Origin of the sequence: Jatrophihabitans sp., from assembly GCF_036389215.1 — a bacterium.
Lineage (GTDB): Bacteria > Actinomycetota > Actinomycetes > Mycobacteriales > Jatrophihabitantaceae > Jatrophihabitans_A.
Genome location: NZ_DASVQG010000268.1, coordinates 16607 through 29752, shown reverse-complemented (window position 1 = coordinate 29752; position 13146 = coordinate 16607). Strand labels below are relative to the sequence as shown.

General features: G+C 69.5%; 9 protein-coding genes and 2 pseudogenes. 5 read left to right on the top strand and 6 right to left on the bottom strand.

Annotation, left to right across the window (positions count from 1 at the left end):
- Positions 1-748: pseudogene (locus tag VF542_RS15185) on the top strand (hypothetical protein); the annotation flags it as partial.
- A 95-nt stretch (positions 749-843) separates the two neighbouring features.
- Here the strand turns inward: VF542_RS15185 and VF542_RS15180 are convergent.
- From VF542_RS15180 to VF542_RS15155, 6 genes and pseudogenes are all read right to left on the bottom strand, one after another.
- The gene (locus VF542_RS15180; protein WP_408652539.1) at positions 844-2553 is read right to left on the bottom strand and encodes an APC family permease; all 1710 of its coding nucleotides are present in this window, start codon (positions 2551-2553) and stop codon (positions 844-846) included.
- Between the two features lie 199 nt (positions 2554-2752).
- Positions 2753-3268, bottom strand: a pseudogene (locus VF542_RS15175) (enoyl-CoA hydratase-related protein); the annotation flags it as partial.
- Positions 3269-3375: 107 nt separating this feature from the next.
- Positions 3376-4257: a ribokinase gene (locus tag VF542_RS15170; RefSeq protein ID WP_408652538.1), complete on the bottom strand. Its 882-nt coding sequence runs from the start codon at positions 4255-4257 to the stop codon at positions 3376-3378.
- Positions 4258-4321: 64 nt separating this feature from the next.
- On the bottom strand, positions 4322-5332 hold the full coding sequence (locus tag VF542_RS15165; RefSeq protein WP_408652537.1) for a Gfo/Idh/MocA family protein: 1011 nt from the start codon (positions 5330-5332) through the stop codon (positions 4322-4324).
- Positions 5329-6375 carry a zinc-binding dehydrogenase gene (locus VF542_RS15160; RefSeq protein ID WP_408652536.1) on the bottom strand — a complete coding sequence of 349 codons (1047 nt, stop codon included), beginning with the start codon at positions 6373-6375 and terminating at the stop codon, positions 5329-5331. Before VF542_RS15160 ends, VF542_RS15165 begins: the two co-directional genes overlap by 4 nt.
- Positions 6376-6380: 5 nt before the next feature.
- Positions 6381-8564 carry an alpha-galactosidase gene (locus VF542_RS15155; protein WP_408652535.1) on the bottom strand — a complete coding sequence of 728 codons (2184 nt, stop codon included), beginning with the start codon at positions 8562-8564 and terminating at the stop codon, positions 6381-6383.
- 125 nt (positions 8565-8689) lie between these two features.
- Here VF542_RS15155 and VF542_RS15150 point away from each other — a divergent pair, with 125 nt between their 5' ends.
- The 4 genes from VF542_RS15150 (at position 8690) to VF542_RS15135 (ending at position 13117) form a co-directional block, all read left to right on the top strand.
- The gene (locus tag VF542_RS15150; protein ID WP_408652534.1) at positions 8690-9907 is read left to right on the top strand and encodes an ROK family protein; all 1218 of its coding nucleotides are present in this window, start codon (positions 8690-8692) and stop codon (positions 9905-9907) included.
- 75 nt (positions 9908-9982) lie between these two features.
- Positions 9983-11263, top strand: coding sequence for an ABC transporter substrate-binding protein (locus VF542_RS15145; RefSeq protein ID WP_408652533.1), 1281 nt, complete (start codon positions 9983-9985; stop codon positions 11261-11263).
- A 25-nt stretch (positions 11264-11288) separates the two neighbouring features.
- Positions 11289-12281 carry a carbohydrate ABC transporter permease gene (locus VF542_RS15140; protein WP_408652532.1) on the top strand — a complete coding sequence of 331 codons (993 nt, stop codon included), beginning with the start codon at positions 11289-11291 and terminating at the stop codon, positions 12279-12281.
- A complete protein-coding gene (locus VF542_RS15135; protein WP_408652531.1) occupies positions 12278-13117 on the top strand; it encodes a carbohydrate ABC transporter permease in 840 nt (279 codons plus the stop codon). The genes VF542_RS15140 and VF542_RS15135 overlap by 4 nt, the downstream gene beginning before the upstream one ends.
- Positions 13118-13146 lie beyond the last annotated feature (29 nt).

Here is a 13146-nt window from a genome sequence, read left to right as displayed (position 1 = left end):
GTGGTCACCGCCGACGACCGGCGAGCCTGCGGTCGGCACCCAGGGAGCACCGCTGATCGCACCGCTGAACGACACCCGCCGTTCGATGCAGGCGTGGCTGACCGAAGCCGGTGCGGCACACCGCGAGCGGGTTCGCCGCCGGCGGCCGATCAAGGTCGGGGTCGCGGTCAGCCTGGCGATCGCCTGGACCGTGGTGGCGTTGCTGGACGGGTTCGGCCGGGTGCCGTTCCCGGCCTACCTCTGGGTCGGCCTGGCCGTGCTCGGCACCGGCCTGCTGCTCAGCCTGCTCACCCGGCGCCTGACGCTGTCGTTGCTGGTTCCGATCGCGGTGCTGGCGCTGGTCACCTTCGCCCTCGGTGGCACCCGGACCAGCCTGACCGACGGTTCGGGTCAGCAGGCCTGGTTGCCGACCACGGCCGAGCAGCTGGTTGACCATCGCCTGTTCGCCGGCCAGGCCACCCTGGACCTGACCGGCCTGGCCCCGGTGCCGGCGGCCCGTACCGTGCACCTGTCGCAAGCCGCCGGCGAGGTGCGGGTGCTGCTGCCGGCCGGCCTGAACGCCACGGTGATCGCCGACGTCCACCTGGGTGAGATCAGCAACGGTCGCGACTACGCCACCGGCCAGCACGTCAACGGCATGAACGTCCATTACGAACTCCGGCCGCCGGCCGGGGTGAGCGGGCAGCCGGTCACCATCTACGTGAAGCTGGCAGCCGGGCACGTCCAGGTGGAGCGCGACGTCAGCTAGCAGCCACGAGCGTCGCGGATTGCACACGCCGACACCGAAATCAGCCCGGCCATCCGGTGCGGCGTCCGGCTGCCGCGCCGCACCGTCGATGCCGCTCACCTGGCGCTGGAGCCCAGTTCCTTGTCCTCCTCGGCGGCTTCGGTCCTCATCCGCTCGAAGTTCGTGGCGACGTCGTCATTGGACAGCCGCATCTTCAGGGCCAGCCAGTAGACCAGCGCCGACAGGGCGAGCAGCACGAGGAAACCCATGCCGAACCCGATCGTGGAGGTGTTGCCGGCGTGCTTGCTCTTCTCCGGGTAGTCGCCCAGGTAGCTGATCAGGCACAGGCCGCCCAGCCAGGGCAACGCCCAGGTCGCGCCGGCCTTCCAATCCATCTTGGGCATGCTGTCCCGGCTGGTCGCGTAGAAGATCGCCAGCACCACGAAGCCCAGCGCCACCGCCACGAACAGCTTCCAGTTGGTTGCCCAGCCGGCCCAGAACACGATCAGGTTCGAGCAGTAGAAGGCCAGGAACGGCAGCACGTCACCGCCCGGCAGCTTGAACGGCCGGGGGTGGTCGGGAAGCTGGCGTCGCATCGCGGCCAGCACGAGCGGGCCGGATCCGAAGGACAGCACGGTCGCCGAGGTGATGAAGCCGACCAGTTGCTGCCAGCTCGGGAACGGCAGGAACACGATCAGGCCGACGATGAAGGTGAGCAGCAGGCTGACCAGCGGCACGCCGCGCGGGGTGGTCCTGGCCAGCGCGCGGGGGGCGTTGCCGTTCTTGGCCATGGCGTAGGACAGCCGGCCGGTGACGGTGGTGTAGATCAGCCCCGTGTCGGCGGGCGAGATCACCGCGTCGATGTAGAGCAGCGTGGCCAGCCAGCCCAGGCCGATGGTGGTGGCGATCGAGGCGAGCGGGCCGGCGCTGTTCTCCAGCTGCCCGGAGACGCCCTCCCAGCCCTTGGACAGCGCGCTCGGCTCCACGGCGGCGATGAAGGCGACCTGCAGCAGCACGTAGATCAGGCCGGTGATCAGCACCGAACCGACGACCGCGATCGGCACGTTGCGCTTGGGATTGCTGGTCTCGCCGGCGAGCTCGACGCCCTGCCGGAATCCCAGGAACGAGAACACGATCCCGCCGGTGGCGATCGCGGTGAAGATCGCGTGCAGGCCACCGGTGGAGAAGCCGTGGCTGGTGAAGTTGGAGCCGTGGTACTCGGTCAGCATGAACGCGATGACGACCAGGACGATGATGCCGATCTTCCACCAGACCGCGACGTTGTTCACCCGGGCGAACCAGCGGATGCCGTAGTAGTTGATGATGACGAAAACCGCCATCGCGATCACAGCCACCAGGTAGCCCAGCGCGGTCAGGGTATGCACGGTCTCGCCGGCGACCTCGTGCTCGCGGGTGAAGCCGATGTAGCGGGTGGCGTACTGCAGGGCGCCCTCGACCTCGATCGGGGCGACCGCCGCGGCCGCGATCCAGGTCACCCAGCCCATCGTGTAGCTGGCGAACGAGCCGTAGGAGATGTGCGGGAAGCGGATGACCCCACCGGACACCGGGAACATCGTCCCGAGCTCGGCATAGACCAGCGCGATCATCATGATCATGACCGCGCCGATCGCCCAGGAGAAAATCGCCGCGGGCCCGGCGATCTGGGAGGCCTGCAGGGCCCCGAAGAGCCAGCCCGAGCCGATGATGGAACCGACACCGGCGAACAGCAGGCCGACGGTGCCGATGTCGCGGCGCATGTTCGGCTCGACCTCGGCGCCGCCCTGCCCGGTGCCGTCCTGCGAGGGAGTCTTGTCTACGGCAGTCATACGAACTCTCCGAAGTGTTCGTACCGGAGGTCGCTGCTTGCCTCGGGATGCGCAGCGCGAACGGCGCTCACAACGTCCCGAAGCTACTCCCACCGGGCAGTGCGCCGCATCTCGTGACGCGAGCACGACGAGCACGTGTCGCGCAGGGCTAGTCACCACCTCAGCACCCCGCAGCTCGGGCGGCGCGGCACCCGTCGCCTCAGGCAACCCCGAACGTCGGCAACTCACCGTTGCGACGGGCAGCGAGCGCTGCCCGCATGTCTTCGGTGAGCAGGCCGTCGGCGAACGCGCGATGCTCGTCGCGCATGTGCTCGGCAAGCGGAACGAGCGCCGAGGCATGCACGAGCCTTTTGGCTGCCGCTACTGAATGGCGTGCGTCCTGACTGAGCTGCTCGGCAGTTCGAAGAGCCCGGTCAGCGGCGATGCGCAGGTCACAGGCCAGCGCCAGGGAAAGACCGGCGCCGGCCGCCTGCCCGTTCACGGCTGCTATCACCGGGGTGACGTCCGTGCCGGCGCGGCGCACCTCCGCCCGGCCGATCGGCTCCACCTCGACCGGCAGCGAGAGTTCGGCCGTATCCCAGTACAAGCGCTTGGGCTCGAAGAACAACACCGGGTCATCGCTGCGGATCGCCTGACGCAGCAAGCCGTACGCGTCGGCGACGGTGGCCGGGGTGAGGATGTGCAGGCCGGGTGTGTGCCGCGTAGCCTCCTCCGAGATCAGGATCACCTCTGCCGGAACACCAGGACCTTCCACGCAAGAAGGCTCCGCGGTGAGGGGATCCAAGAAACAACGTTCCAAGTAGGCGGCCGGATCCAGGTCGGTCAGCCGACGTCCTCGCGTCGCGGGTAGGAATCCTGCGTGCCGCGCCGCCCCACGGAGAACGCTGCCGCGCCGTTGGCGAACCGTACGGCGTCCGACAGCGCATCACCGTGGGCGATCCGGTCGGCGAGAGCGCCGACGAAGGCGTCTCCCGCGCCCGTCGTGTCCACGACCGGCACGGCATGCCCGCGGACGTGCTCGGGCAGGCCGCCCGGCTCGGCGAGTACCGCGCCGCGCGCGCCGAGGGTGAGGACGACCGACCGCGCACCCAGCCTCAGCAGCTCGGCAGCGACCTCGGCGGCATCACGGTCAGCCGGGTAACCGCCCAGGAGTGTCGCGGCTTCGTTCTCGTTGACCACGAGCGGATCGGCCGCGGCAAGGACCTCTGCCGCGAGGGCCGCGGCGGGTGCCGCGTTGAGGATGACCCGCACACCCCGAGCGACGGCTGCCGAGGCGGCGTACGTGACGGTCTCCAACGGCAGCTCGAGTTGCAGCACGAGCACCGCCGCACGGGACCACACGTCCGAGACGTCGTCGACGAGCGCAATGGTTGCCGAGGCATTCGCGCCGGCCGAGACGACGATGGAGTTCTCGCCGTCCGGCGTGAGCAGGATGACGGCAGTAGCCGTCGGTGCGGCGACCCTCCGCACGCCGGAGACGTCGACACCACTGCGGAGGAGGGACGCGGTCACGACGTCACCGAAGCTGTCACCTCCGATGCACCCGATGAAGCTGACGCGCGCGCCGAGCCGCGCCGCGGCCACGGCTTGGTTCGCGCCCTTCCCGCCAGGGTGACCCTCCGTCGACGCGGCGAGAACCGTCTCGCCGGGTGCCGGGCGGTGCGAGACCCCCAGCACCAGGTCGTAGTTCGCCGAGCCGATCACCGCGACCCGGCCGAGCTCACCTGACGACATCCTGCTCCTCACCGCACTCCCGACCGGCACTCAGCTACTCGCCGGGGTAGCGGACGCCGATCACGGCGCGCACGGCGTCCATCGTGGCCATCACCGCGATCGAGTCCTCCGGCATCAGAAGCGGACTGGCTGTCTGCCCCGATGACAGCAGCCGCTCGACCTCCGCCGCCTGGTACTGCATCCCCCGGCCGCTGACCGGCTGATCGAAGCGCTCCACGACCTCGCCATCGGCATTGCGCACCGTCACCGCTGCCGGCGCGTACCAGATCGCGTCTATGTCGATGCGCCCTTCGGTGCCGAGCACCACCGCGGTGTTGGGCCCGCGCGTCTCGCTCGAGGAGTACGACGTGGAGAGCGCGGAACCCTCGTGGCGCAGGACGGTCGCGACCGACGCGTCGACACCTGTCTCCTTCAACGTCCCGCGAGCGGTGACCTCGACGGGCGGGCCGAGCAGGTCGTGCGCGAAGGACAACGGGTAGACGCCGAGGTCCAGCAGCGCGCCGCCGGCGAGGTGCGGGTTGTTCAGCCGGTGCGCGGGATCGGCCGGCAGCCGCTGGGTGTGGTCGGCGTGCAGGCAACGAACCTCCCCCAGCCGGCCGCTGCCGAGGACGGACCGCACGAACGCCATGTGCGGCAGGAACCGCGTCCACATGGCCTCCACAACCAGGAGCCCGCGGCTGCGGGCGGCTTCGACGACCCCGCGTGCCTCGTGGGCGTTGACGGTGAACGCCTTCTCCACCAGTACGTGCTTGCCAGCCTCGAGCGCGGCGAGAGCGTTGGCGGCGTGGAGGTTGTGCGGGGTCGCGACGTACACGACGTCGACGTCGGGGTCGCCTACCAGTTCCTCGTATGACGGGTGCGCGCGGTCGATGCCGAACTCGCCGGCGAAGGCGCGGGCGCTGTCGGCGGATCGCGAGCCGACAGCCGTGACGCGATGGCCGTGCGCGAGCAGATCGCGGGTGAACGCCCGGGCGATGCCGCCGGTGGCCAGGATCCCCCACCGGATGCTGCCGTCGGACACCGGAGCCGGTTGCGGCGGACTCACGTCAACGCGCCGTAGTCGAGCACTATCTGCAGCGCGTCCTGCGGCGCCGAGTCGAGCAGCTCGAACGCCGCGGGCGCGTCACTGTCTGGCACGACGTGTGACACCAGCTCCGTTAGCTTCAACTCTCCTGCGCCTTCCAGAGTCAGGACCGTCCTCGACATCCGCAGCTCGTCCCACCGGTGTCGCAGGTGCGGCGCAACGCCGTAGATCTGTGAACCGACGATGCTCACCCGGTTGTGATGGAACTCCTCACCCAGGCGCAGCGCCGTCGCCGACCCTTGGAAGAACCCGGACGCCACCACGCGGGAGCTGTAGCCGACGGTGCGGATGGCCTCGCCGAGCGCCTCGTAGCTCCCGCTCATCTCGATGACGACGTCCGCGCCGCGGTTGCCGGTGGCCGATCGCACCACGGCTGCCACGTCGTCGCCGCGCGGGTCGAGCGTCGCGGCGGCGCCGAGCCGGTCGGCCAGCGAACGGCGCGACGCCATGGGGTCGACGACTGTCACGTGAGCGCCGTTGAGCCGGGCGAGCTGGGCGACGATCTGGCCTGGGACGCCGGCGCCGAACACCACGACCGTCTCGCCGACGTGGATGTCGGCATCCAGAACAGCGTTCATCGCGATCGCGCCGATCTTGGCGAAGACCGCTGCGATCGGCTCCGAGTCCCGCGCCAGCAGCCGTGCGCGTGCGTACCCGGCCGGCCGCACCGCCAGTGACCGGTGGCCCCACGCCCCCCACACCAAGCCCCCGACCAGGTCGGCGTCACCCTCGGACCCGACGGCGACGACCCGGCCGACCTCCTCGTAGCCCCAGCCGTCGACGGGGTAGCCCAGCGACGAGTCACCCGGCACGAAGAGCAGACGTTCGGCGTCCCATTGCTTGGCGAGATAGGGGTTGCTGCCCCGGTAGGCGGTGAGCTCGGTGCCGGCCGAGATGCCGGAGTAGATCGTTTCGAGCAGCACCTCACCGGGACCCGGCTCGGGATCCTCGAACTCTACGACCTCGGCCTTGCCCGGCGCCGGGAACCGGACCATCCGCGCCATGGCCCTCACCGCCCACTCGAGTCGGTGGCGTCCTCGACCAGTCGGAAGAGTAGCGCCTGCTCCGGGTACAGCATCGGCGCCTGCAGCCCTACATCCTGTAGTAATCGCCCGGCCACGACGGGAGGTCTGTTCCACCACGACGGGAAGCCGCTGCGCGAGCGCACCATCGAACCCGCCGACAGCTCGATCGGCTCGACCCGGTATCGGCGACGGGGGTCCAGGCCCGGCAAGCGCATCCGGCCCGGCTGCGCCGAGACACCGCTGTCCATCGCGACGAAGGCGAACAGCGCGCGGGACCTGTCAGGGCTGATGACACCGTGCGCCCAGTACGCCTCGTCGGGGTGGTCGCACCTCACGACCGTGCCGGTGTGGATGAGCTCGCGCTCCTGCTTGTAGAGCGACACCCACGCGGTCAGCTCTTCGAGCTCGTCGGCGGACGCGCCGCGCAGGTCCCACTCGATCCCGAAGTGCCCGAACAGCGCCGTTGCGGCACGGAAGGCCAGCGAGTGCGTCCGGCGCGTGGTGTGCGCGGTGGGGGCGCCGACGTGGCTGCCGATGAGCTCGGGCGGGAGCAGTTGCCCCGTCCAGCGTTGGATGCGCTGACGTTCGAGGGCATCTATGCAGTCACTGGCCCAGACCCGGTCCGTCCGCTGCAGCACCTCGAGGTCCACGCGGCCCCCGCCCGACGAGCAGGACTCGATCTCGAGCCCCGGATGCCGAGAGCGAAGCTCGTCCATCAGGGCGTAGACCGCCAGCGTCTGCGCGTGCACCCGGGGTTCGCCCGTCCTGCGGTCGCCCGCCTCGGCGAGGTCGCGGTTGTGATCCCACTTCACATAGTCGATGGAGTACTCCTGGATCAGCGCGCTCATCGCTTCCAGGACGTAGGAGAAAGCTTCCGGCACAGTGAGGTTGAGGACCTGCTGATTGCGACCCGCGAGCGGCAACCGCTCCCCCGGCGCCAGGATCCACTCCGGATGCTCGCGCGCGACGTCGGAGTCCTCGTTCACCATTTCCGGTTCGAACCACAGCCCGAACTCCATCCCGAAGCCCCGCACCGCCCGCACCAGCGGCGACAGTCCGTCGGGCCAGACCTCGGGGTCGACGCGCCAGTCACCCAGCCCGGCGTTGTCGTCGCGCCGCCCGAGGAACCACCCGTCGTCGAGGACGAAGCGTTCGGCGCCTACCTGCGCACCGAGCTCGGCAAGCTGCACCAGCGCCTCGAGGTTGTGGTCGAAGTAGACGGCCTCCCACGTGTTCAGCACGACGAGGCGCGGTGACGCGGGGTGTGTCGCGCGCGAGCGCAGCTCGGTGTGGAACGCAGCGGCCACGCCGTCCAGGCCAGTGCCGTACGCGCCGTAGAGCCATGGCGACGTGTAGGTCTCACCCGGGGCGAGGATCACCTCACCGGGCAGCAGGAGCTCGCCGCCGCCGAGCACCGCGACGCCGCTGAGCCCCAGCTCTGCGAACGTTGCGTGGTTGCCGCTCCAGGCCGTGTGGACAGCCCACACCTCACCGTGGCCGAAGCCGAAGCCGGACGAGCCCGCGGCGACGACGAAGGCGGCGTCGGAACCGGTGCGGCCCCGTCGTCCCTCGCGCAGGTGCGTGCCCACCCGCATCGCGAGCCGCTGGGGTGTGCGCTCGCGCAGGTGGCGCCCGGTGAAGTCGAGGATCTCGCGGGCTTCGGACGGCAAGGGCAGCACCACCCGCAGGCCGTTCACGGTGTACGCCCCCGGCGCGGCGGTGTTGGTGACCGACGCGCGCAGGCGCAGCACGCCGTTGCCGGACAGCTCGATCGCCGTCGTCAGCGCCAGCCCGGCGTCGGAGTCCACGGCCCGCGCCGTCAGGACCTGTCCGCGGTCGGGCTCCCCCGCGAGCTCGTGCCCGCTGCTGAGGAAACGTGTCGTGAACCTCGTGCCGTTCCGGTGCCCGTCGAGGCCGGGTGTCCCCATCCAGCCCGCCGACTGCTCCGGCAGGACGGCGGGCAGCCGCCGGCTCCCGGTGAGCGCGTCGGCCGCGTGCTGGTCCTCGGTCAGACCCGCCAGGAACTCGATGTCCGACGGAGTGCGCTCCAGGCGCGGCCCCCAGTGAAGGACCCGCGGGACGCCGCCCGCGACGTCGACCGCGACCGACGTCGAACCTCCGGTCAGCACCAGGACCGACTCGTCGCGGGTCGTCGCGGGCACGGTCATGACGCTGTCCTCATTGCTGAGTAGGTTTCAGAGCAAAATTAATACGGCACAGCATGGCACAGGTCCACGGCGCGATCGAGCCCGTAGCCGGTCGACTCCGGTGAGCGGGACGGAAGGAGACCCACGTGGAGTTGCACCCGGCCGCTCGGACCGTCGCTGTCGACGTACTCGTCAGCGGAGCCCAGTCGCGCAGCCAGCTGGCCAAGAAGATGAGGCTCTCCCCCGCCACCCTGACGCGCATCGTCCGGCCACTGCTCGACACCGGGGTGCTGGTCGAGAGCGGTGCCGTCCGCACGCCCGGCAGGGGAAGGTCCTCGCTCCCGCTCGACGTGGTCGCCGACGACTACCGCTTCATCGGGGTCAAGCTGACGACCGACTCGATCTACGCGGTGGTCACCGACCTGCGCGCCCAGATCCTCGCGGTCGAGACCGTCGCGGAGCCGTCGCTGGAGGTGCCCGAGGTCGTCGGGGCCGTCGCCGGAGTAGTAGCGCGCCTGTCCGCGCGCGCCGGTCGCCCCGTCGACGCCGTAGGCGTGACCGTCGGCGGCAGGGTCGACAACGGCGAGATGGTGGCCGACTCGCCCTACCTCCACTGGCGCGACGTGCCCTTCCGCACGCTCCTCGCGCGCGAAGTACCGGCCCCGCTGTACCTGGCGAACGACGTGGTCGGCCTCACGATGGCTCAGCAGTGGTTCGGGTACGGCCGCACGCATGCCGACTTCGCGCTGCTGACGGTCGGCGCCGGAGTCGGCTACGGCCTGGTCATCGACCACCAGGTGGTGCCGACGCACGCCAGCCCGGTGAGTCACCTGCCGGTGGATCCCTACGGGCCGGTGTGCGCCCGAGGTCACCGCGGCTGCCTGACCGCCTACGTCACATCCGAGGCCATGACGGCCTACGTCGCGCAGGCGCACCGCCGGCGACTGACCTACGCCCAGGTGCTCGCGCTGGCCCGCGACGGCGACCCCGCGGCGCTGCGCGTCGTGCGGGAGGCGGCCCATGCGCTCGGGCGTACCGTCGCGGCGATCACCGCCTTCACCGGCGTCGAGCGGATCATCGTCTCCGGCGAGGGCGTCGGCCTGGCGGACGCGGCACCAGACGCCTTGCGCGAGGGCCGCCTGGATCACGCCGCCGGGGACAGCGCCGCCGGGGTCAGCCCCGCCGGGGACAGGGCTGCCGGGAACAGCGCCGCCGGAGACCACGCCGCCGGAGACAGCGCCGCCGGGGACAGCGCCGCGCTCGAGCCCATCATCGACCGGATGGACTTCACCGAGTGGGCAAGGGGCGCGGCCGTTGTGGCGATCCAGAGTCAGTTCCCGTCGCGCCTGGGTCCCATCTCTTGACACTAATGATTTCGCGGTGAAAAGTGATCGCGTCACGTGGCCAGCACGTGCGCTCCGCGAGCGAAGGGACCGGCCGTGCGTCTGTCACCGTCCAGGATCGCGGCCGCGGCCGCGTGTGTGCTCCTCACGGCCTGCACCGGCCAGACCATTAAGCCGACCCAGGGCAAGTCGGACGCGCCGGCCGGCAAGGCGACGTCGATCCGCTGGCTGATCGAGGAGCCTGAGGACGCGGCCGCACTCAAGGCGTTGAAGGAGCACGTCGCAACCTTCGAGAAGCAATCCGGCATCAAGGTCGAGACGACCACCCTGCCCTTCGACACGATGCGGACCGTGCTGCAGACGCAGCTGCGCTCGGGCCAAGGGCCCGACGTCTTCAACTGGGGGTCGGGTCCCAGCTTCGGCGGCGCGCTGATCGAAGCCGGGCTCGTCGCCGACATCAGCGACGCCTACAAGAAGTACGGGTGGAAGATCTACGACTTCGCCAAGGAGCGGGTGACCGTGAACGGCAAGGTGTACGGCATCCCTGGCGAGATGGAGACCATCGGGCTGTTCTACAACAAGGCAGTCTTCACCAAGCTCGGTATCCAGGAGCCGAAGAGCCTGGACGATCTGCGCGCGGCGGCCGACAAGGTGCGCGCGAGCGGCATGGTTCCCCTGGCAGTCGGCGACAAGGAGGGCTGGGAGGGCGGCCACCTGCTGAGCATGGCGCTGTCCAGTGACATCGGGTCCGAGGGTGTGGAGTCGATGTTCCGCGGCGAGAAGTCGTGGAGCTCGCCCGAGGTCGTGTCGGCGTTCGGGCTGTGGAAGGACTTCAACGACAAGGGCCTGCTACCGAAGTCGCCGACTTCCGTCGACTACGACACGTCGACGTCGCTGTACTTCTCCGGCAAGGCGGCGATGATTCCGACCGGCAGCTGGCTGGTCGGTGAGATCGACGACAACGCGAAGTTCGAGAGCGGCTACATCCCCTTCCCCGCGCCCGGCGGCCCGGGCATCTTCACCGGCGGTCTGGGTTCCGGCCCGTTCGTCTCGGCGACGACCAAGAAGAAGGACGCGGCGCTCCAGTTCCTCAACTTCCTCGCCTCGGAGGATCACGGCCGGTGGACGGTCGAGAACCTCCACACGATTCCCGCGCAGCCGATCAAGACCGAGGGGCTGAAGGTCTCCAAGTTGTTCGCCCAGGTGTTGCAGGACACCGCGAAGTTCTCCGAAGGCGGCGACTTCGGCCACAACATCGACGTGATGGTGAGCGACGCCGTCAACAAGGCGATGTACGACGGGATGCAGGGCGTGATGACCGGTCAGCGCACGCCGGAGGCAGCGGCGGCCGCGATGGAGAAGGCGGCGAAGAAGTAGCCTCGGCCGACGCGGAGATCTCGACATGACTATGCAGGCCCCTACCGGCGAGCCGGCCGTCGCTCCGCTGCCTGGTACGCCACGCCGGCGGTGGCGGCAGCCCGGGATCCGATCCGGGGCGCCGCCAGCCACCCGCAGGGCCCAGGCACGGCTGGGGATCGCCCTCGTGACGCCGTTGCTGCTGATGGTGGTCGTCTTCCTGCTGTTCCCGATGATGAACGCGGTGTACTACGTGTTCGTCGATTTCGACGGTCTCGATCCCAGCCCGCCCTGGGTCGGTCTCTCGAACTTCAAGGAGCTCGTAGGGGACCCGGACGTGTGGGCGGCCCTCAAGAACAACGTGATCTGGATCGCCGTCGGGACCATCTCCCCGCTCGTCCTGGGGCTCGGGCTCGCCCTGCTGGTGTGGCCTCTCGAGCGTGGCAGCGTGTGGTACCGGATGGCGTTCTTCCTCCCGTACGTCCTGCCACCCGTGGCCATCGGCGTCGTGTGGAGCTGGATCTACGAACCCTCGCGCGGATGGCTCAACCGCGCGCTGGAGGCGGTCGGGCTCGGCTCGGTGACGACCGGCTGGCTCGGCAACCCCTCGACCGCTCTCTACGCCGTCCTCGGCACGGCGATCTGGGCTGCCATGGGATTCGTCTTCGTGATCATCCTCGCCGCCCTCCGCAACGTGAACGCCGACCTGGTCGACGCGGCGCGCCTCGACGGGGCGAACTCCGGGCAGCGGCTGCGCTACGTGATCCTGCCGCAGATCATGCCGGTGTTTCTCATGGTCGCGACCCTCACGCTGATCGGCGGTTTCAAGGTCTTCGACATCATCTTCGTCATGACCGGCGGCGGCCCGGCGGGCGCCACGGACGTGCTCGGCACCTACGCCTACAAGAGCGCGTTCCAGCTGAACCGGATCAGCTACGGGACCACCCTCGCGCTGCTCATCACCGTGATGGCTGTGCCGGTCGCGATCGTGATGAACCGGCTGCAGCGCAAGCTTTCCCTGCAGGGGATGGGCGCATGAGACCCGGACTCACAGCCCGCAGCTCGCGGCTCGTGGGCAGGCATGTGCTGCTCGTCGCGATCTCGCTGCTGGTGCTCTTCCCGCTCGTCCTGACGGTCTCCACTGCCTTCAAGACCAGCGAGGACGTCAAGGTCAACCCGTTCGGGCTGTTCTCGTCCTTCTCCACCGAGAATCTCGTCACGGCCTGGACGGTCGGAGAGTTCGGCAAGTACGTCCTGAACTCGATCCTGCTCACGGTGCCGAGCACGGCCCTGGTGATCGTGCTCTCGACGATGGGCGGCTACGCGTTCGCCCGGCTGCCCTTCCCCGGCCGGGGCATCGCCTTCTACCTCGTGATTCTCGGGCTGCTGGTTCCGTTCTTCACCTACATGATCCCGCTGTACTTCCAGCTGCGCTCGATGCACCTGCTGGACACCCTGCTCGGGGTGAATCTCGTGCTTGCCAGCACCGAGCTGGCGTTCGGCACGTTCTTCATGCGCGCCTTCTTCCTCGACCTGCCGAATGAGCTCGACCAATCGGCGCGTATCGACGGAGCTTCGGAGCTGCAGATCTTCCTGCGGGTGATGCTGCCGCTCGTCCTGCCCGGCGTCGGCGCCCTCACGGTCTTCACGTTCCTGCAGAACTGGAACAACTTCCTCGTCCCCCTCCTCTACCTGCCGACCGCGCAGTACCGCCCGCTCACGACAGGGCTCTACCTCTTCCTCGGCGGGCGTTCGGTCGACATCGGGCCACTCGCGGCGGGGACGCTGATCACGATCCTGCCCGTCATGGTGCTGTACGTCGCTCTCCAGAAGCATGTGACGCAAGGGTTCATCTCCGGTGCCGTGAAGGGCTGACCAACGCACCGCCCCGCCGACGTCAGGAC

Bases quoted from the DNA above. Each gene is read 5' to 3' on its own strand.
- VF542_RS15160 (WP_408652536.1), bottom strand. From the start codon at position 6,375: ATGGCGCGGATGGTCCGGTTCCCGGCGCCGGGCAAGGCCGAGGTCGTA.
- VF542_RS15135 (WP_408652531.1), top strand. From the start codon at position 12,278: ATGAGACCCGGACTCACAGCCCGCAGCTCGCGGCTCGTGGGCAGGCAT.
- VF542_RS15155 (WP_408652535.1), bottom strand. From the start codon at position 8,564: ATGACCGTGCCCGCGACGACCCGCGACGAGTCGGTCCTGGTGCTGACC.
- VF542_RS15140 (WP_408652532.1), top strand. From the start codon at position 11,289: ATGACTATGCAGGCCCCTACCGGCGAGCCGGCCGTCGCTCCGCTGCCT.
- VF542_RS15180 (WP_408652539.1), bottom strand. From the start codon at position 2,553: ATGACTGCCGTAGACAAGACTCCCTCGCAGGACGGCACCGGGCAGGGC.